The following is a 20,900-nucleotide window of genomic DNA, read 5'->3' on the forward strand; positions in this document are numbered from 1 at the left end:
CAACCACCGCACGACGCGCCTAACAACATATCAAAACGACTACTGCCAATACTCAAAATGGTACTCAGTATTCTATTACCCTACCTACTATCACCACCTGATATCAGCATTCATATTTATCATATTAATATCATATTTTAGCGCCAATAAACTGAGCACTACCCTAGCGGATACTTGTCATCTATAGACTTTTATAGAGCGAGCCGTTAGGGTAAATGCTACACCTTCACACTGGTTTACTCTATGATCGAGCCTGTCAATCAACCTATATCTAATCGCCGTATAGATAATGCACCTTGGGAGCGTTACCGCCGACCTTATGTGCGTGATTTGGCTTATGTACTGGCGTGTCCTAACGTCTTAACTCAGTGGCTAGACTTTGCACCGCATGAGAACACACATGCTATTTCAGTACATAGTGCTAGTTTCTGGCAGGCGCAGTTTGAAGCGTATGTAAAACGATTAATGGAGCTAGACACCACCACTGACTATCAAGCGCTGACTCGCTATTTACTCAAGCGCCCCAGCCCCAATCGACTAGGGTTTCACTTTGAAGGATTGATGTCATTTTGGTTAGAGGATGGATTTGCACGCAAGCTGCATCCGTATGAGACACTGGCTAATAATGTGCAGCTCTATAATGGTAAGCAGACGACTGGCGAGCTAGATTTGATTTTGTATAACCATGCAGAACAGCTGGTTGAACATTGGGAGCTGGCCATTAAGTTTTTCATGGGGTCAGCACCATTTGAGCCTGTGAACTGGGTTGGCATTAACTCCAATGATAATCTACAGCGCAAAATAACCCACATGCAGACCAAGCAGTTTCGAGCAGTATGGGTAAATACGGAAAATCACGGACAGGTAAAAATAGATAAGCGCTACGGAGTCATTAAAGGCCGATTCTTTTTACCGATTAATACAAATGATTACGGTGATTATGACTGGCCATATTGGCTAACGCCAAGCTTTCCGATACATGAATGGTGTGATAAGAGAGACACGAAAGGTCTTGCGACTATTGACGCTACAGTATTGCGAGCCGCGCATTATATTGAATGGTTCACCAAGCGCGACTTTTATGATGAGCGAAATGTTTACGATAATCAGCAAATGGTTTGGTCAGATAACGAGCGACCTAAAACAGGTTTATATTTTGAAGGTAGTCGACCAATTGTCATTTATCCAAGACAGTCAGACCAAATCGATAGATAAGTTTAATTAGCCTAGAATTTTGAAAAGTAGTCGCTTAGAGAATATTCTAGTTTTGATAATCGGACGGCTTTCATAGAATACTTAGTAACTCTCAATCACCTGCATTAGCTCATACCTAAGCATATCTGTACTGGGCATACGCTCAGCATGGAACCGCACCATCGCAATACCTGCACTAGCAAGCGCTTTGTCCTTTTTATCATCCGCTTTTTGGCGGGCTTTACTACTATGCGTCCAGTCATCAAGCTCGATAGCAACTAGTGTCGTTTGGGCATCGATATCCACGATCACATAGTCAACGCTCTGGCGACATATACGATTAAACCAAAAGCTACGCTCTGATGTCTCACTACTATTGGCTTCAATAATCCGTGATAACTGCACTTGGACAAATATATGGTATTCAGGAAGAGCGTTTTTTAACTTATTAAAAAATATCACTTCTGTATTGGTCATAATTGGCATCGGCGCAAATGGCCAAATAGCCAACTCATCACCACGCACTGGCTTTGGGTCTGGCTCAACGACGGGCCGCTTTGCTAACAGCTTTGGTAACGTAATCAACCCCAAAAACCCAACAGCTAATATTAAAAATATAACACCAAAAGACATGGTTCTACCTTATGAAATATGAGAGTGATGGGCTAATTATCATTATTGATGGCAATTAATAATGCGCCGACCACGACAAGTCAGCCTACATAGGCTGACAGGTTATACAACGACAGATTATAAAAATGGCGCTCATCTTAACTAAGGTTGGGTTAATCAGCAATCTATAAAACAAAAAACACGACAGTATTTGTCGTGTTTTCATATAAAGTAAATAAAAGTCGAATCGAGATCGTTAGAAATGCTCTACCTTAACGCCAGTAAAGCACCCAAGCACCAGTAGTATCGACCTTAGGATCACTATTAATTTTATCTTTTAGGGCTAGTGCGGCAATTTTACCACGCTCAGGTCCTACGATGACTCGTACACCGCGACTGGTACGACTGGTTTTGGCCTGATAGCCGGCCTGTTGGAATCTTTTTACCAATTCATCTGCTTTGGACTGGTCATTTGCTAGTGCCACTTGCACCCCAAAGCTACCTTTCGCATCGGTTTCTTTAACCTCTTTACGAGCTTCGCTTAGTTTTTGCTGCGCTTCACGTTTAGCATCGGCAGATTTTTTCGCTAGTGCCTCTTCTTGTTGACGCTTCTTCTCTCGCGCTTGTTCAGCGGCAGCCGCTTCACGCTCTAGACGTTGCACTTGTTTGCTCGATGGTATGGTAATGCTTTGACCCAGCTGTAGCGCTGCAGATGGTGATATATTGTTGGCTTGAGCCAATACTTCAACGGGTATGTTGTATTGCCTTGCCAGTTTGATGAGTCCATCACCTCTTTTAATTTGGTACTCAGAAGGCGATTTTGGTGGCTCGTTTTTAGCCGCTTCAGCTGCTTCTCTTTTTTTCTCAGCCGCTGCTTGGGCTTCAGCCTGCTTTTTTGCTTCTGCTAGTTTCTCTGCCTCCGCTTGTTTTTTGCTTTCGGCAAGTTTCTTGGCAGCCGCTTGCTCTTTGAGAGCAGCTTGCCTTTGAGCTTCTTGTTGCTCTTGGGCAGCCTTTTGCTTCTCGGTGTCACTAGGTTTTGTAGTATCAGTAGTCGTCTCACTATCAGTACGAGGCTGAACCGTTGGATCTGTAGAAACGTCCTTAGACTCTGTACTGGTAGTCTCTTCATTAGCTGGCGCGCTATTGGCAACATATTGCTGACTCTCAGCACGTGCCTTAGCCAACGCTTCTGCTTCGGCAACTTCTTGCTCTGTCAAAAACTCTTTTGCACGTTTTTCTTGCTCTGCAACGCGTGCTGCACGCTCTTTTTGCTTTTGCGCAAGGATACGCTTTTCTGTCTCGATATCAGTCGTGAGTGGCTGAGGAGACTCTTGCTCCGCGCTTAGTTTGTCGACCATTGCAGATATCGGCTCTGGTTGGTCGCTATCACCAATCTGTTGCACCATGGCGTATAGCATCACGCTACCGCCGATAATCATCCCAATGCCCAATAAGGCTTGTCTCGAAAAGTTCATCCGTTTACGTCTCTTAGTTGGTAATAAGGTTGATTGAGCGTCGCAGCGACTATCCTAAAGCAATATATCAAATCGCTTTAATCATAGTCTCTTACCGCCAGTTACTGCCATCAAGGTTCAAAACTCATGCCGACCCTCTTATAGCAGTCTGGCAAATCGTTTTGATTATAAAGCATATTTTTCATGCTGTCTGCTATCAAGCTATGACTAAGATTAACATTAAACAGGCGCTACTTTAACTTAAATTCTCATACGCTAAGTGCATTCAATGCTTCACCAATCGTATGAAACGAGCCACATACGACGATAAGGTCTTGTGGTTGGCTCGCCTTTATCATTGCATGGGTCGCTGTATGCAAGCTATCAAACTCATATATACTGGTATTATCAATATATTCAACCAAAATATCTTGCAGCTGCTCAGTAGTCGCGGCACGGGGATAATCAATCTCAGCAATAAACCAATCATTAATCGGTAAGCCTGCCTGAGTTAAACGCTGTACAACCTTGTCGATATCCTTGTCACCCAACATAGAAAATAGCATGTTTATCTTCGGTGTCGGGACATTCGCTGAGCTATTTTGATTGCTATACTTGGTTAGATGCTGCTGCCAAAATAGTAATAGCTGGGCTAGTAAGAACTCAACGCCTTGCTCATTATGCGCGACATCAAATAACCAATGGCGACTATGGCTTTCACGATAATCGAAGCGACCGGCTAATTTGACAGTTTGTAGCGCTTGCTTAATAGCAGCAATATCGACATCTAATGGGCTTGCCAATACGGCTGACAATGCATTGGCGGTGTTGGTCAGCGATAGCGCAGGAGGTGGTAATTGCAAGGTAACTGCCGCATTGCTGTATTGCCAACTCGTTGAATCAATATCGCGGCAGCTAAAATCTTGTCCAATCTGATAACAAGTTGCCTGCTGAGTATCGATGGCTTGTTGCACACTGTCTGGCATCTCAGTAGCACCATAAATTAGAGGAATGCCGCTACGTAAAATACCTGCTTTTTCGCGGCCAATATCCTCGACATTGTCACCCAACCAATCAACATGATCGATGCCAATATTAGTAATGACTGCCATATCAGGATCGATAATGTTGACCACATCTAGACGTCCACCTAATCCTACTTCTAGTACCCATACATCGCAGTCTGCCTCAGCGAATATCAGTAGCGCTGCTAGTGTGGTCATCTCAAAGAACGATAACGTCAAATCGCACTGTAAACGTGCTGCTTCTACTTTGCTGAAAGCCTCAATCAGTGTCTCATCGCTGACCATCTCACCATTGATACGCACCCGCTCGTTGAAAGCGCTAAGATGTGGCGACTGATATAGCGCCGTCTTATAACCTGCGGCTTTGCACATTTCGGCGATAACAGCGGTTGTAGAGCCTTTACCATTAGTACCTGCTACAGTAAATACATAAGCCTCATCTTTGGCTGATTGCACCACTCCTAACGCTTCTACGACAGGCAGTACACGTGACAACCCCATATCAATCGCAGACACATGAATCTGCTGCATATAATCGAGCCATTCAGTTAGGCTAGCACTTTCATTAGGGCTATGGGCGTTAGGGCTTTTGTGATCAGATGCTAAAAGGTCAGACATGAATAAAACCTATATAAAATTTAATAAAAATATATGTGTTCGCTAAAACCAAAAATAGCATTTACCGTGCAATGACGATAAATGCTATTAGAGGGTCTTGCATATGCAGTAGATATTAGCATGCAGCTAAGTCATTATGCACTCAATAAATGACTCATTATGCTGAAGGACTTACCTTATTGAGCATCTACATTTGGTACGCGGCATAGTTTTGCAAGCAAACGATAGATCGTATCAATTAATTGATGACGATGTACCACTTCATCTACTACGCCATGCTCTAATAAGAACTCAGCGCGCTGGAACGGCTCTTCCAACGTCTCACGTACGGTCTGCTCGATCACACGCTTACCAGCAAAGCCAATCATCGCTTTTGGTTCTGCTAGATGGATATCACCCAACATCGCCAATGATGCAGTTACACCGCCGTACACAGGATTGGTTAATACCACAATGTAAGGAATCCCAGCGATTCTTAAACGCTCAATTGCTGCTGCTGTACGTGCCATTTGCATCAATGACAACAGGCCTTCTTGCATACGTGCGCCGCCAGAGGCAGCAAAGCAAACCAAAGGTACTTTTTGCTCTAGGGCTTTTTCAGCTGCTTGGACGAAACGATCGCCAACGACCGAACCCATTGACCCACCCATAAAGCGGAAGTCAAAAGCACAGGCAACGATATCAAGATTACGTAGTTTGCCATACATAGCAACCAACGCCTCAGACTCGCCTGTCTTTCCTTGTGCTTCACTCATGCGCGTAGGATACGGCTTACTATCCACAAAGCTTAGCGGGTCTTTTGCCGTAAATTCTTGTCCCGTTTCACCGTCTACTTGATCTAGTAACCAGTTCAAACGCTCACGAGCACTCATTGGTAGATGATGATCGCAATGTGGACACACATAGCAGTTAAAAATCAGTGCCGTGTTGGTAATCATCGAGTGACAATTACTACACTTGGTTGACGGCTCAGTCTCTACCGCAGTCAGTTGTGCAGTCAGTTGCTGCTTAACACCAGGAATAGGACGGTTGAGCCATGATTGCGTATCCGCATTGCTGTTTGGGCCGGCTTTAGCAGTATTGTTATCAGGTTTTGTTATTGTATCAGTCATATTATTTGCCATCGTAAAGGCTTATCGACAAGTTTGCTCATTCGCTTGTCATTGAAAGTTTAATGGTTGTCTAAACAAAGCGTCTAATACAGTCATAACATGAGCGGTTATGCGACATACTCACAAATATATTTTATATATCGAAAATTTGATTACCCGTTTGTTGATAGATAACGTATTTGCCAATAAAAAATGCGAACAAATCGCTGCTATCAGACACCATATAATAGTGGTGTTAGTTTACACTCGTAAACTAATTTTAGCAAAGTCATTTGATATTGTCTTCACATAAAGCTTTGCAGTAAATACTTTGAGTAAACAATAGCTACATTTTTAATTTGCGATTTCAAATAACGACTTCTTTAAATAACTGTTTCGACATCACGACTTCTTTAAATAACTGTTTCGACATCACATCGCCGCATCAAATCAATCATGACCTTTGTTCTATTACTTCAATCAAACGCTAAAACAAAGTCGCTATCACTACACTATCATCTTAATAGCAGCAGTACTAAAGCAATCACTATCAAGCGCTTAAACTATCTAATGCCGAGCGTAGCTCATCCATTTTTGCCATGATGTTCTGCTGTGCATTCGCAACCGCTGCAGTATCATTGGCATCAATGTCAGCAAAATTCTGTACCAATGCGCTACCAACAATAACGCCGTCTGCATGAGTACCGATCGCTTTGGCAGAGGCACCATCACGAATACCAAAACCAACACATACTGGTAGATCTGTTTCCGCTTTGATTGCTTTAACTTGGGTTGCAACATCATCGGTATCGAGCGTGGCTGAACCAGTGACGCCTTTTAGTGATACATAATAAATATAGCCACCACAATGGGTCAATACTTGCTCACGGCGCTCAGGCAACGTCGTTGGCGACAATAAGAAAATCTCATTCATAGAATGATCGGTCAAATGCTGAGTGAAGCTGCCCGCTTCTGCTGGTGGCAAATCTACCATCAACAAACCATCGACGCCTGACTGCTCGCATAGCGCGACAAAGTTGTCATAACCGATGATTTCAACAGGATTGAGATAACCCATTAGAATAATTGGCGTCTGCGTATCGGTTTGACGGAACTCTGCAACCATTTCTAGTGCATTGCGAGTACTCGTACCTGCTGCCAATGCGCGCTCACCCGCCAAAGCAACGGTTGGTCCATCTGCCATTGGATCAGAAAATGGCAAACCAACTTCGATCATATCTGCGCCGTGTTTCACTAAGTCGTGCAACAAACCTACAGTAGTCGTCGGATTAGGATCGCCTGCCATTACATAAGGAATCAGGGCTTTTTTATTTTGTGATTTTAAGGTTTCAAAGGTACTTTCAATTCTGGTCATAGTGGTCTCTTAATTATTATCAAATTAATTCGTAGTTATAGAGTCACGCAATATACGCATTTTTTCTACTGACTGATCAAAGTTAGCTTTAGCTTCATCTATAATAGCTTTCATTCTAGCCAATATTTCTGAATCTATTTGACTCATAATTGACTGTTCTTGCCATGTCTCTATCTTTACTACTCGTTCCATATAAATATTATCAGATAAGTTCTTACACTTATTAATCAAAAATTCACGCCATGGCGTCTCTCTTTTTTCATCGCCATTACAAATGTGACATGCCAATACAAGGTTATAGATATCATTGCTACCACCATCTTGAACCGCTAATAGATGATCAAGATGTCCCTGACGACTATTAGGGTCAATATCTACGTCACAATACGCACAACAATTACTAAAATAACACCATATTTTCTGTTTTTGCGTTTTATTCGGATGTGAATCTACGATCTGAAGCAAACTACGTTTAATCTGGTTTTTTGCCATGGAAGGTGTGACTTTTGCCATCAACCTATACCTCTTGTAGGTAAAAAATAGGATAGAGAGAGCTCAGTAGTTGAAGACTATAAGATTTCATTAACTATATTATTTAGCCTTCTACTTTTTTAGTAGAAGGCTTTACGATCAATTATAGAAAATAATTACTTATTTAAAATACTCGTTACTACATCTCAATCCCTTCTGCCTTCATGACTGAATGCAGATCCTTATCACCACGACCTGACATATTAACGATGATCGTTTGATCAGGTGTCATGGTTTTAGCCAGTTTTAGTGCATAAGCGATGGCATGAGACGTCTCAAGTGCAGGAATGATACCTTCTTTTTGTGTGGCTTCATGGAAGCCTTCTAGCGCTTCTTTATCAGTACAACCGACATATTCCACGCGCTTCATATCTTTTAAGAAACTATGCTCTGGACCAACACCAGGGTAATCAAGACCCGCTGAAATAGAATGCGTTTCTTGAATCTGACCATCATCATCTGCCATTAGGTAAGTGCGGTTACCATGTAATACACCGATACGACCAGCAGCCAGTGGCGCTGAATGACGACCTGACTCGATACCATCGCCTGTCGCCTCGACGCCATACATTTTAACGTCAGTATCGTTTAGGAAATCAAAGAACAAACCAATAGCATTTGAACCACCACCGACACAGGCAACCAATGCATCTGGCATTTTGCCTGTTTTTTCTAGATGCTGAATACGTGCTTCTTTACCGATAATCGCTTGGAAATCACGAACCAATAACGGATAAGGATGTGGACCTGCGACCGTGCCAATGATGTAATACGTGCTATCTACATTGGTTACCCAGTCACGCATGGCTTCATTCATCGCGTCTTTGAGCGTACGTGAGCCAGAAGTCACTGGTACAACCGTTGCGCCAAGCAAGCGCATACGATAGACGTTCATCTTTTGACGCTCGACATCGTCAGCACCCATATAAACGATACACTCTAGCCCTAAGCGTGCGGCAATCGTTGCCGTCGCCACACCATGCTGTCCTGCGCCAGTCTCAGCAATGATACGTTTTTTGCCACACATTTTGGCAAGCAGCGCCTGACCAATGGTGTTATTCACCTTGTGCGCGCCTGTGTGGTTTAGGTCTTCACGCTTAAAGTAAATTTGCGCACCGCCAATCTCATCGCTCAAACGCTTGGCATGATATAGCGGCGTTGGACGACCAACATAGTTGACCAAATCGTTGTGGTACTCTTCCCAGAATGCAGGATCTGCTTTTACTTTGGTATAGAGCGTCTCTAGCTCTTCTAGGGCAGCCATTAAAGTCTCAGAGACAAAACGACCGCCGTGTACACCGAAATGCCCGCGGGCATCAGGGTATTGATTAAAGTCATTTACGTCTGCTGGGTTGGTAAACGTATTGACAGATTGTGCGGTGGCAGATGGATTTTTATTATCGACATGACTCATGGTAATTCCTACTGTAATAAGTGGTATTTTTTAGAATAAATAAGAAAGAAATAGGGTAAGTAACGAGTTATAGAGCTGGTTGTAAACTAGCTACTTATGTTCGAAGGTTCGCTAGGCGTCGCATTTTGCCATCGGTCGCGTTTTACCGCTTTCATAAACGCTTTCATCTTGGCAGCGTCTTTTTTGCCTTTATCCACTTCAATACCGCCGCTGACATCAACTGCATAGATAGGCAGCTCTAAAGTCCTAGCAACATTTTCGGCATCCAGTCCACCCGCTAGGATAATCGGTAGCGAGCTGTCCTTTGGTATCAAACTCCAATCAAAACGTGCGCCTGTACCGCCATACTTATGCTGATGATAAGCATCTAATAAGATACTACTCGCCCCTGCTGCTGCAAACTCATCAATCTGAGCGCTGACACTAGCAGCACTATCTGCATCAGCATTGATACGCAACGCTTTAATCCAGCGTTTATTGACCATACCTGCCAGCTGCTCACACAGTTCAGGTGTTTCGTCACCATGGAACTGAATAATATCAAAAGAGACGTCATTTGCTAAATTGATCAGCTCAGTTTCAGACATATTAACCACTAGTGCCACCACACTGACAAAAGCAGGTACGGCAGCGCTTAGAGTTTGCGCTTGTTCTATCGTGACCGCGCGGGGGCTTGGTGGATAAAAAACCAAGCCTACTGCGTCTGCACCTAATTGTGCAGCAGTCTGTATATCACTAAGCTGAGTAAACCCGCAAAACTTGACGTGCATTTTGTGACCTTGCGTTTCATGATACTAAATATGACACCGATTATAGCGGCATCAGATAGGTTCAAGCTAAAGATAAATTGTTAGATGTGATGAGGTTTTGTTAACCAAACGGCAAAGCCATTGCATCCAAAAACTTATCCTAGCATACTTTTATCCTTAGTTTTATTTATGATTGCGATTGATTAATATGGGAATACTTTGATGTCTAAGACTGCACAGACAGCGGCGAATAATAATGATACCGACAACAATGCTAATAGCAAAAATCCACCGCATTACTTGATGTGGTTTCGTCGTGACCTACGTATCCATGACAATACCGCTTTAGCAGCGCTTTGCGAACGTGCAAAGGAAGAAAACGCCTCCGTGTCTGCCGTATTCTTTCTGACCCCTGAGCAGTGGCAAGCGCATGATACGTCTCTTGTACAAGTCGATCATATTGCTCGCACGCTACCTATTTTAGCAAAGGAATTGCAATCGAACTTGAACGTCACTTTGACAGTACAGCTCTGTCCAAGCTTTGCTGACTGTGTAGAGGCGCTCACAACTTTATGCAAAGATAATGAGATCAGCTGCGTCATGGCCAATCACGAGTACGAAGGCAATGAGATTGATCGTGATGAACAATTAACCAAGCAGCTTGCAAAAGACGATATCGAGTTTGTCCGCTGGCATGACCAGTGCATTTTGCCACCGCAAAGTATCACGACTAACGATGGCGATAGTATGTATAAAGTCTTTACCCCATTTTATAAAAAATGGCGACATACGTTGGACGTCAGCACCATTCAAATGCATGAAGCGCAAGCGGTGGATAGCGATTATAAAATCAAACTAAAATCATCGCAAACATTTGCTAATACAGTTGACGATATCGAAACACTAAGTGAAGAGATGCTCAGTGACTATCAGCAGACATTAGAAAAGAACAAGTCCTTGCAGCATGTCGATATGAGCACTCAGCTTAACCAAGCAAGAGACACCTATCCAGCTGGGGAATCTGCTGCTTGCCAGCGTCTAGAAGCATTCGTTGACGATGATATCAACGATTATGATGTCAGTCGCGATGCTCCCCATTTACACGCCACCAGTCAGCTATCGGCTTATCTCACTATTGGCTCTATAAGTCCTAGACTATGCTATCTACAAGCGAGCAAAGCACAAGAAAAGCTACACGGTAACGATGGTGATAATGAAGATATCAATCGCTGGATAAGTGAGCTTGCGTGGCGCGACTTTTATCGTCATGTGCTCGTAGAAAAACCAAACCTAATCCGTCATAAAGCCTATAAAGAAGACACCGATACTAAGGTTAATTGGTCATATGATAAAGATGACTTTAAAACATGGTGCACTGGTAAGACAGGGGTACCGCTCGTAGATGCAGCGATGCGCTGCTTAAATGCGACGGGATTTATGCATAATCGATTGCGCATGGTCACAGCGATGTTTTTAACAAAGGACTTGCTGATTGATTGGCGCTTGGGTGAGCGCTACTTTATGCAGCAGCTGACAGATGGGGATTTTGCCTCCAATAACGGCGGCTGGCAGTGGAGCGCGTCAACAGGTACGGATTCAGCGCCCTACTTCCGTATTATGAACCCCTTTAGCCAAGCCAATACGCGTGACCCAAAGGCCCTATTTATCAAAACGTGGCTACCAGAATTAAAAGAGGTTCCTAATAGTATTTTGCATAACGAAGACAAAATGCGTAAAGAATTGGCAAAAGGTGGTAAGTTTGCTGATGTTGACTACCCTGCACCGATGGTCGAGCATAAGTCGGTACGCAAGCTAGCTATTGCCGAATTCAAAAAAGAAGCTTAATTCAAAAACAAATATCAGCTTAGCCATTGGTAGTGACTGGCAGCTGGCACGCACCTGCACCTTGAGTGGTAACTGTTACCATAGCTCCCGTGAGTGTAAATAGCTGCTGCAATTGCGTTTGCGCATTTTGCAGCGCCATATCCATGACGTCACCTCGGCAGGCACGCTCTAACACCTCTTTTTTGGCCATAGTCTGTGCCTGCGCCAATATCTTAGGATCGACTTGCATCATACCAAAAGCCCCTGTTTGCCAGTCATAAATCTCGATATCATCTAGATATACTGAAAATATCTCTGTGGGCGGCAAAGTAATATTGATTTGCGGCATAGTGGCAGCTGGTGAGTTGGAATTAGTTGCTTGCTTGTCATCAGTATTAGTTTGAGCAGGTTGCACTATCTGTACCATCTCAGGCGTTAATGCACTCAAATCCACGCCTGCCTCTACGCGACCATGGGCAATAAACAATGCTTTTTGCTCATCCTGCCACAGTTTCATCCAACTTCCTGGTCGCTCGCTCGTAATCACTGTATCGACACTAAATGCGACAGTATGTAAACGATTTAACTGCTGAATTTGCGTGACCACACCTTCGCGAGTAATCGTTTCTATCGGCGCTTCTTCTGGTTTATTTTGCGCACTATAAATGGCGAAGACAATCGCTGCCAAACCAATGAGTAATATCACCCACGACATCGTAGCAACAGATCGTTTTTCAGGCTTTTGAGTAGCATTGACGTTATTCATATCAGGATTATCCATAGAAGCTACCTTTATAATATTGCATCGTTCTTGTAAGGCTAACAGCATTGCAAAATAGCATTGTAAAACCAGAGCAGATATTTAATTTATAAATGCGACTATTGTGCAGCAACTTCAAGTAATAGCTACCATTCCTCTACATAACCTTATGCATAAATCTCTACGCGACCATCTTAATAAACTGTCGCCAAAATAAGCAGTACTTTCGCTATAAAATCATACGAACAACTCAATTATTTGCCCCTTATTGAAACCTTTGCATTGCGTTCGGTCTGAAAAGAAAAAAATTCATTGCGTCTTAGGCGAACTTTACCTAACATAGTCAGATTGTATGAATAAAATGTCAGTCTTAAAGCACTTATCAGGTTTCTAACCTGAATATATTGCATTTTTGGCATATTGATACATCAAATCGAATTTGTCTCTCTTTTGTGAGAGCAGTTTTTACTGATGTGCTTTGTGTATAAGCAAATTGGTAACTAGGAAAAACCCTAGATTATTGCTAAGTGATAAAGGTAAGCTTGCGGCGGCAATGAAACGATTAGCCATACGCTCAACATCCTACTATTTCTTATTTTTTTATCGTTGATAAGGTTACGCTTTATTTATGAAAGCCAGTCAATTTTTATTTGCCACACTAAAAGAAACCCCAAGTGACGCCGACATCGCCTCAAGCCAATTGATGGTGCGTGCTGGTCTTATCCGCAAGATTGCTTCTGGATTGTACATTTGGTTGCCGATGGGTCTACGCATCTTACAAAAGGTCGAACGCATTGTTCGTGAAGAGATGCAGAACGTCGGCGCACAAGAAGTGCTTATGCCGATGACTCAGCCTGCTGAGCTTTGGCAGACGACCGGACGTTTTGATGATTATGGTCCTGAGTTATTGCGTTTTAAAGACCGTCATGATCGCGACTTTGTGCTTGGCCCAACGCATGAAGAAGTCATTACCAATCTTGCCCAAGGTGAGCTGCGTAGTTATAAACAACTACCGATTACCTTTTTTCAGATTCAAGGTAAGTTCCGTGACGAGATTCGTCCACGCTTCGGTGTGATGCGTGCACGCGAGTTCACCATGAAAGATGCTTACTCATTCCATGTGGATCAAGCGTCATTGGCCAAGACTTACCATGATATGTATGATGCTTATACTCGCATCTTTACCCGATTGGGCTTAGATTTCCGTGCAGTACAAGCAGATACAGGCTCTATCGGTGGTTTTGCATCCCATGAGTTCCATGTATTAGCAGATAGCGGCGAAGACGATATTGCGTTTTCGGACTCATCTGACTATGCTGCCAACGTTGAGCTGGCAGAATCAGTCAGCACTGCCGAGCGTCAAGCACCAAAAATGGAGCGTGAAGACGTTCTAACCGAAGGCATGACCAGCTGTAAAATGGTGGCTGAGCATTTAGATGTACCATTAGAAACCACGGTCAAAACCTTAATTGTCCATGGTCATACTGAAGATGATGAGCCTCAATTGATTGCTGTCGTGTTACGTGGCGACCATCAGCTCAATACCATTAAAGCTGAGAAAATTGAAGAAGCCAACGTACCATTAACCCTAGCGTCTGACGAAGAGCTAAAAGCCGCTGGCCTGCACAAAGGCTATATCGGTGTCGACCTGGACATGCCTGTATTTGTTGATCGTTCAGCCGCCACATTGTCAGACTTTGTTTGCGGTGCTAATGAGGTGAACAAACATACTATCGGCATGAACTGGGCACGTGATACTCGCATCACTCGTATCGTTGATGTGCGCAATGTAGAAGAAGGTGATCCTTCTCCAGATGGCAAAGGTACGCTCAAAATCAAACGTGGTATCGAAGTCGGTCATATTTTCCAATTAGGTGATAAATACTCACAGGCAATGAACTGTACCGTATCAGGTGAGAACGGCAAGCCAGTCACGCTGATGATGGGTTGCTACGGTATTGGTGTGAGCCGTATCATTGCCGCTGCTATTGAGCAGAACAACGATGAAAACGGTATCATGTGGCCAACCACACCAACCGTTGATGATTCAATCGCTCCTTTTGAAGTCGCCATCATACCGATGAAATCAAAAGAAGAAACCGTCATGCAAACGGCAACAGCGCTGTATGAAGAGCTAAAAGCACAAGGTATCAATGTACTGCTTGACGATCGTAACGAGCGTCCAGGTGTGAAGTTTGCTGATCTAGAGTTAATTGGCATTCCGCATCGTATCGTAGTCTCAGACCGTAACTTGGCTGAAGGTAAGTATGAATACGTCAATCGCCGTGAAGCTGAAAAGCAAATGCTAAGCCGCGAAGAAGTCATGGCAAAAGTAAGCAGTAAATAGTTTTGTAAATAGAGACTATATAACAAAAAGCGCCTATCTCATTATGTGAGATAGGCGCTTTTTTATGAGCTTAAAAATATTCGATATTATACTTTTTAACTAGAATTTACTGGCGGATTAGGCGACTCGGCTGTGGCAATAAACTGATATCGCTAACACGGCAAGGATTGATATCGATACCACCTCGGCGCGTATACCATGCGCGGACCATCAATGTGCTTGGCTCATAATACCGGCTTAGATCAGCAAATATCTGCTCAACACACTGCTCATGAAAGCCGTTATGCTGACGGAAGCTCAATATATAACGTAGCATATTTGCATTATTAAAAGGCTTATCAGTCGTAATCGATACGGCTAACGTTCCCCAGTCTGGCTGATTGGTCACTGGACAATTACTACGTAGCAGATTGGAATAGAAGATGTACGGCTGCGTACTATCACTTGCCACGCTTTCACTGCTCGCCTCTATTTCGTTTCCTCTTAGCAAGGTCGCGTCAGGATGTTCAGTCAATGCAACTTTGTCCGTGCTATCTGCTAGCGCCTCATCAATACAAACCCCTTCGGGCTGAGCAATAAGTAACCCTGTAGCTTTGTCATTCAAGTCATCGTTCAATCCAAATAATGCTACTTGTACATCTGCTTGCAAGCAATCTGACAGGTCTTTTACAATCAACGCTTGTACATCGTTCCAACTGGCGAACTCTGTAAAATTGATACTATTCAAATATAACTTAAGCGATTTTGATTCTACGATAAATGGTGAGCTGGCAGGAATACCAAAGCGCGCAATCGCTACTTGCGAGATACCTTGCTGATTCAACCAAGATATCTCAAAAGCCTGCCACCAGTCTACCCCGACGGTCAATTTATCATCTTGCCAACCAATCGCATCACGTCCCATGCTGCGCGCAATAGGATATAGCGTCTCTGGGCTATACTCAGTTGGATAGTCTGTGGTTTGCTCACCCAAGATACCGTGAATACTCATCTGTTTTCCTAATATTAATCTGTTTAAAATTTGCCCTAAATAATATGTTCAGCAAATAATGCGTACTACAGACGCACGCGCGAACCGTTACTTAGCAAGCGATAGGCGATGGTATAGAATATCGCACAGAATACAAAAATAGCCGCCATTGAATACCAGACATTGACATCAGAATAGCCAAGAATACCGTAACGGAATGAATTCACCATATAGACGATAGGGTTCAATAGCGAGACATTCTGCCAAAACGGAGATAAATTTTCCATCGAATAAAACACACCGCCAAGATAGGTTAATGGTGTCAAAACAAAACTTGGAACGATAGAAATATCATCGAATGAACGGGCAAATACGGCGTTGATAAAGCCGCCCAATGAAAACAAGATAGATGTGCCAAGTACTGTAAATACAGTCACAAATAAATGCTCAATACCAAGATCCGTGAAGAATAGCGCTACTATCGAGACAATCACACCGATGGCCAGTCCACGGAAGATACCACCGCTGATATAACCCATCAAAATAGCATGCTTAGATACTGGTGAGACCAAAAGCTCTTCAATACTGGAAGTAAATTTGGCGCTAAAAAAGCTTGAGACCACGTTAGAGTAGCTGTTGGTAATGATCGACATCATAATCAGGCCAGGTACAATAAACTGCATGTATGGCACACCGCCCATCTCTCCCACACGCGAGCCAATCATCTTACCAAAGATGACAAAATACAAGCTCATCGTGATAACTGGCGGTAGCAATGTTTGCGGCCAAATACGTAAAATACGGCGCACTTCTTTCAACCAAATAGTGCGAAACGCAATCCATTTTTTGCTCAATGACATGGTTTTATTATGATCGACTAGTTCCTGACTCATAATCCCGCCTCCTTCATGCTGTCTGCACTCTGAATGTTTTTGTCTACCAAGCGCATAAACAACTCTTCTAATCGGTTGGCTTTATTACGCATACTCGCCACACTGACACCTTTCTCAGATAGTTGATCAAAGACACCGTTTAGTGACTCACCTTCTGTCAAGGTAATTTCTAGCGTCTGTTCATCTGGTTGTGATACGCCCGTGACTCCTGTCAGAGCCAACTGCTCAGTGAGCGGTGTATCCAAATCAAATACAAACGTTTCTACGGACAGCTGTGCCAGTAGCTCTTTCATTTCCGTATTGATACGAATCTCACCGTGATCCAAGATAGCAATACGTTTACACAGCTGCTCAGCTTCCTCGAGGTAATGAGTCGTCAGAATAATAGTGGTTTTTTCTTCGATGTTAATTTGCTGCATAAATTCCCACATCGAGCGACGAAGCTCAATATCGACACCAGCAGTTGGCTCATCTAGAATCAATAATTTTGGCTTATGAATCAATGCGCGCGCAATCATTAAACGGCGTTTCATACCACCAGATAGCTCACGTGATTTGCTACCGCGCTTATCCCATAGTCCTAGCGCAGTTAATAGTCTCTTTGCACGTGGTTTGGCTTCTTTTGCTGGAATACCAAAATATCCCGCTTGCGTAATCAGGATATCTTCGACTTTTTCGAACATATTAAAGTTAAATTCTTGTGGTACAACGCCAAGATATTGCTTAGCAATCGAAGGATTCTCTAATAAATCTGTCCCAAAAATATGAACGCTACCAGTGGTTGGCTTAAACAATGAGCTAATAATACCAATCATGGTAGATTTGCCCGCGCCGTTCGGTCCAAGTAACGCAAAGAAGCCGCCTTGTGGTACCGTTAGATCAACCCCTTTTAATGCCGAGAAGCCATTATCATAGGTCTTGGATAAGTTCTTTATAGAGAGTGCTGGTGCATCAGACATGAAGACCTCTTTATTTGTTATCAGTTTATATAAAATGCGATTTTAGAATAATAGGCCGTGTTGAACATTCAACTATCGTTATCATATGGGCAGAAGCCGTACAGAAATGTTCAACACACTCTACTATCTAAAAGAAACAATGTACTGTAATAAGTGAACTAATCTCATAAAATGAGGCTACCAATGGCGAATTTCAACTGCCTTATATTTGAAGTACCATATTAATAATACTCATCATGAAAAAGCGCCTATCTCATTACTGAAATAGGCGCTTTATAGATATAGATCATAAAAGCTTAGCAATTAATCAATAAAGATTAGCTAGCTTCTGCAACCATATAATCTACGGCATTTTGGACTTCTTCATCAGGGATATCCGCGCCGCCTTTAGCAGGCATCGCATTGAAACCATTGATAGCATGGGTATATAGCGTCTCTTTACCTTTTGCAATACGTGGACCCCAAGCACCAGCATCACCAAAGATAGGAGAGCCTAATAAGCCTGCTGAATGACAAGTCTGGCATACAGCGTTATATACCGCTTTACCATCACGAGGACCGTCGCCAGCAGATGGGCCAGATGAGCGTGCCGTTACATCGCAAACTTCATCATCTTCAAAACAGATATTGGCAACCGGCTGAATACGAGCAATCAAATTAGGATACAAAGCAATTAATTTCTGCACTTGCGGTGTATCTTGCGGGATTGGCTCTTCGTCGTCGGCAGGCGCTGCAGCAGCAGTTTCTTCGCCTTCTGCTAGAGCAGCTTCGTCAGTAGGCTCAGCACCATCTGTCGTATCTGCAGCAGCTTGGGGCTCATCACCTAGCATTTCAGGAGCAGCTTCTACGACCTCTTGGCCTTCTGCTACGTCTGACGCAGTTACAGGAGTGTCTACAATATCTTCAGCTTGGCTCACCGCGATACTAGCGATTCCTAGAATGGCAGCTGCCGATAACATAACTACTTTTCTCATTCGTCACGTTCTCTTATTACATATGCAAGGACTGGTACGGCTCGGACATTCTGTCTGTCCTCCTTTGACGACCTCTAAGTCTTCAATAGCAGATAGCCATCCCGCGTACCAGCACGCTTGCAATCGGTGATTATAAATATGAATTCTCCCCAACATTATAAGGGAAAAGGCAGGTAAATTGCCATGCTTGTTTAATGACTTGGCTGTTTTTTCTTAAAAAACCTCAATCGCAACTGTCATTTATTGGCTTTATGCGTTTTATTTGTTAGACTAAGCGGTCTTTATTTTTAGACACCTTATGCTAGTTATCATGCTCATCTGAATATGATAGTCAGACATATCGTTATCATATGCGCTCGTAGCTCAGTTGGATAGAGTATCGGTTTCCGAAGCCGAGGGTCGTGGGTTCGATTCCCGCCGAGCGCACCAATCCCCATGTTTACACATAACCTCGCATTACCTTCTAAGCCCTTATCCCTTTAGTCTCAAAGCTTTCTGTCTTACAAGATTACTTGCCATTACCTAGCAGCACCACTACAATGTTGTTAAAATAGTTGTTAAAAAACGTTTAACACTTCATGGTGATGTCATGATCAAAAGAAAAGATTATCAGCTAACCGACGCTGGCGTGAAAGCAATCGCCAAACAACCGGTGCCAGATAAAATCACTCGTCATGGCGATGGTAATAACCTATACCTAATCCAACACACCAATGGCACATTATTTTGGCAAATGACCTATCGTTATCAATCTGATAAAGATATAAAGCCAAAACAGAGAACCTATCAAATCGGTGTTTATAAATCCTGCAAACAAAACGCTGATGCAGCGTTCAAGCCTGAAATATCATTAAAACAAGCGCGGCTGGCACGTGATAAAGCCAAAGCATTGCTTGCTGATGGTATCGAACCCACTGAACATAAGAACCACTTAAAAAATAACTATGAACAAAGAGATTTGTTTAAAACCATAGCGAAAAGCTATTTAGACGAAAAATCAGAAACCACATCAAAGAACGTACAAAAGCTGCAAGGATTTTTAGATAACCATATTCTAAAACGTTTGGGTTCATACCCTATTGGCGCTATCACCGCGCAAGATGTGATCAAAACAGGATTAGATATTCAAGCAGATTTTGAGAAGCAAGGTAAATACACGTCAGAGACTGCTCATAAGTGTATGGGACTTATCAGCTCCATCTTTGAGCATGCTATCAATACTCTAGGCTATGACATTATCAACCTCGCCAGCGGACGTAATAAAGCCTTAAGACCTCACAAAGCCAAGCGCATGAAAGCCGTTGAGCAGCACCAATTCCCCGAACTACTACGTAACATAGATAACTATATAAAGAAGCACCCAAACGCGCACCAGCAGACAGTGGCTGGCTTGCAGCTCATGACACTATGTTTCGTGAGAACTAAAGAGCTGAGGTTCTTTGAATGGTCAGAAATTGACTATCATAAAAGCGTCTGGCGCGTACCGGCACACAAGATGAAAATGCGACAAGAACATATCATCCCATTGTCACCGCAAGCAGTAGCTATTATCGAGCGTATGCGACCACTAACAGAACGAACAGGTTACGTGTTCTACAACTTTGAAAGCGGCAAGCCATATAGCGAGGGTTGGTTCAATCAGGCATTAAAACGAATGGGCTATACAGGTGACCCCTACCCCAAGATGACTGGCCACGGTTTTAGGCAGCTTGCCAGCACAGGATTATATGAGTTGCAGTTCCCGGAGAACATCATAGAAATACAGCTTGCCCATCTTGAGCAATCAAGCGTCAAAAAGCGATATGACTTATCGGCCCATCTACTCGAAAGACAGGTAATGATGAACCAATGGGCTGACTATTTGGACGACCTACGTGCTGGCAAGGCTATTAACTTTGATTTGTTGACGCCTGATGAGGTAGCAGAAGAAATACAGATTAGGAATAAGCAAGCGACTGATATAGCCATGCATGACAAGGACGCTCTGATAAAGAGCTTGAAAGCGCAAGGGATATCAAAAGAAGTTTTAATGAAACTTGCAGAGCAGCTTCAATAAATACCGTCAGTATTGGACTGACAAACTGAACTTGATAGCGCCAATCGCTATCGA

Annotated in this window: 17 protein-coding genes and 1 tRNA gene; 5 read left to right on the plus strand and 13 right to left on the minus strand. The window is 43.2% G+C overall.

The annotated features are described in order from the left end of the window. Window positions 1–243: 243 nt before the first annotated feature. Window positions 244–1,215 (plus strand): DUF1853 family protein, encoded by a 972-nt coding sequence (locus ACT3QN_RS11750; RefSeq protein ID WP_444529219.1) that lies wholly within the window; start codon window positions 244–246, stop codon window positions 1,213–1,215. 81 nt (window positions 1,216–1,296) lie between these two features. Here ACT3QN_RS11750 and ACT3QN_RS11755 read toward each other — a convergent pair whose 3' ends face one another. From ACT3QN_RS11755 to ACT3QN_RS11790, 8 genes are all read right to left on the minus strand, one after another. Continuing rightward, the gene (locus ACT3QN_RS11755) at window positions 1,297–1,827 is read right to left on the minus strand and encodes a DUF2726 domain-containing protein (protein ID WP_444529220.1); all 531 of its coding nucleotides are present in this window, start codon (window positions 1,825–1,827) and stop codon (window positions 1,297–1,299) included. Window positions 1,828–2,078: 251 nt separating this feature from the next. Continuing rightward, complete coding sequence (locus tag ACT3QN_RS11760) at window positions 2,079–3,281, minus strand: SPOR and LysM peptidoglycan-binding domain-containing protein (protein WP_444529221.1); 1,203 nt, start codon at window positions 3,279–3,281, stop codon at window positions 2,079–2,081. Window positions 3,282–3,529: 248 nt separating this feature from the next. Next, window positions 3,530–4,903, minus strand: coding sequence for a bifunctional tetrahydrofolate synthase/dihydrofolate synthase (folC, locus tag ACT3QN_RS11765; RefSeq protein WP_444529222.1), 1,374 nt, complete (start codon window positions 4,901–4,903; stop codon window positions 3,530–3,532). Between the two features lie 176 nt (window positions 4,904–5,079). After that, the gene (gene accD / locus ACT3QN_RS11770) at window positions 5,080–6,015 is read right to left on the minus strand and encodes an acetyl-CoA carboxylase, carboxyltransferase subunit beta (protein WP_444529223.1); all 936 of its coding nucleotides are present in this window, start codon (window positions 6,013–6,015) and stop codon (window positions 5,080–5,082) included. Window positions 6,016–6,544: 529 nt separating this feature from the next. Beyond that, a complete protein-coding gene (gene trpA, locus ACT3QN_RS11775; protein WP_444527206.1) occupies window positions 6,545–7,369 on the minus strand; it encodes a tryptophan synthase subunit alpha in 825 nt (274 codons plus the stop codon). Between the two features lie 24 nt (window positions 7,370–7,393). Next, a complete protein-coding gene (locus tag ACT3QN_RS11780) occupies window positions 7,394–7,882 on the minus strand; it encodes an HNH endonuclease (protein WP_444529224.1) in 489 nt (162 codons plus the stop codon). Between the two features lie 157 nt (window positions 7,883–8,039). Further along, window positions 8,040–9,314, minus strand: coding sequence for a tryptophan synthase subunit beta (gene trpB / locus ACT3QN_RS11785; protein WP_444529225.1), 1,275 nt, complete (start codon window positions 9,312–9,314; stop codon window positions 8,040–8,042). An 86-nt stretch (window positions 9,315–9,400) separates the two neighbouring features. Beyond that, on the minus strand, window positions 9,401–10,084 hold the full coding sequence (locus tag ACT3QN_RS11790) for a phosphoribosylanthranilate isomerase (RefSeq protein ID WP_444529226.1): 684 nt from the start codon (window positions 10,082–10,084) through the stop codon (window positions 9,401–9,403). 201 nt (window positions 10,085–10,285) lie between these two features. On the opposite strand from ACT3QN_RS11790, the gene ACT3QN_RS11795 reads away from it, so the two are divergent. Beyond that, window positions 10,286–11,908 carry a cryptochrome/photolyase family protein gene (locus ACT3QN_RS11795; RefSeq protein WP_444529227.1) on the plus strand — a complete coding sequence of 541 codons (1,623 nt, stop codon included), beginning with the start codon at window positions 10,286–10,288 and terminating at the stop codon, window positions 11,906–11,908. A 19-nt stretch (window positions 11,909–11,927) separates the two neighbouring features. On the opposite strand, the gene ACT3QN_RS11800 is transcribed toward ACT3QN_RS11795, so the two are convergent. After that, on the minus strand, window positions 11,928–12,668 hold the full coding sequence (locus ACT3QN_RS11800; protein ID WP_444529228.1) for a DUF4230 domain-containing protein: 741 nt from the start codon (window positions 12,666–12,668) through the stop codon (window positions 11,928–11,930). 607 nt (window positions 12,669–13,275) lie between these two features. Between ACT3QN_RS11800 and ACT3QN_RS11805 the strand changes: the two genes are divergently transcribed. Then, a complete protein-coding gene (locus ACT3QN_RS11805) occupies window positions 13,276–14,994 on the plus strand; it encodes a proline--tRNA ligase (protein WP_444529229.1) in 1,719 nt (572 codons plus the stop codon). A 106-nt stretch (window positions 14,995–15,100) separates the two neighbouring features. On the opposite strand, the gene queF is transcribed toward ACT3QN_RS11805, so the two are convergent. The 4 genes from queF to ACT3QN_RS11825 all read right to left on the minus strand — a co-directional run bounded on the left by queF (window position 15,101) and on the right by ACT3QN_RS11825 (window position 18,790). After that, window positions 15,101–15,985: an NADPH-dependent 7-cyano-7-deazaguanine reductase QueF gene (queF, locus tag ACT3QN_RS11810; RefSeq protein ID WP_444529230.1), complete on the minus strand. Its 885-nt coding sequence runs from the start codon at window positions 15,983–15,985 to the stop codon at window positions 15,101–15,103. A 65-nt stretch (window positions 15,986–16,050) separates the two neighbouring features. Further along, window positions 16,051–16,824 (minus strand): ABC transporter permease, encoded by a 774-nt coding sequence (locus ACT3QN_RS11815; protein ID WP_444522863.1) that lies wholly within the window; start codon window positions 16,822–16,824, stop codon window positions 16,051–16,053. A gap of 29 nt (window positions 16,825–16,853) precedes the next feature. Further along, on the minus strand, window positions 16,854–17,816 hold the full coding sequence (locus tag ACT3QN_RS11820; RefSeq protein ID WP_444529231.1) for an ABC transporter ATP-binding protein: 963 nt from the start codon (window positions 17,814–17,816) through the stop codon (window positions 16,854–16,856). Between the two features lie 317 nt (window positions 17,817–18,133). Further along, window positions 18,134–18,790, minus strand: a complete 657-nt coding sequence (locus ACT3QN_RS11825) for a c-type cytochrome (protein ID WP_444529232.1) — start codon at window positions 18,788–18,790, stop codon at window positions 18,134–18,136. Window positions 18,791–19,142: 352 nt separating this feature from the next. Here ACT3QN_RS11825 and ACT3QN_RS11830 point away from each other — a divergent pair. Then, window positions 19,143–19,219: transfer RNA gene (locus ACT3QN_RS11830), tRNA-Arg, on the plus strand. Window positions 19,220–19,379: 160 nt separating this feature from the next. Beyond that, the gene (locus ACT3QN_RS11835; RefSeq protein ID WP_444529233.1) at window positions 19,380–20,846 is read left to right on the plus strand and encodes a tyrosine-type recombinase/integrase; all 1,467 of its coding nucleotides are present in this window, start codon (window positions 19,380–19,382) and stop codon (window positions 20,844–20,846) included. The last annotated feature ends 54 nt before the right edge of the window (window positions 20,847–20,900 follow it).

Origin of the sequence: Psychrobacter sp. AOP7-C1-14 (assembly GCF_052376135.1) — a bacterium.
Taxonomy (GTDB): Bacteria; Pseudomonadota; Gammaproteobacteria; order Pseudomonadales; family Moraxellaceae; genus Psychrobacter.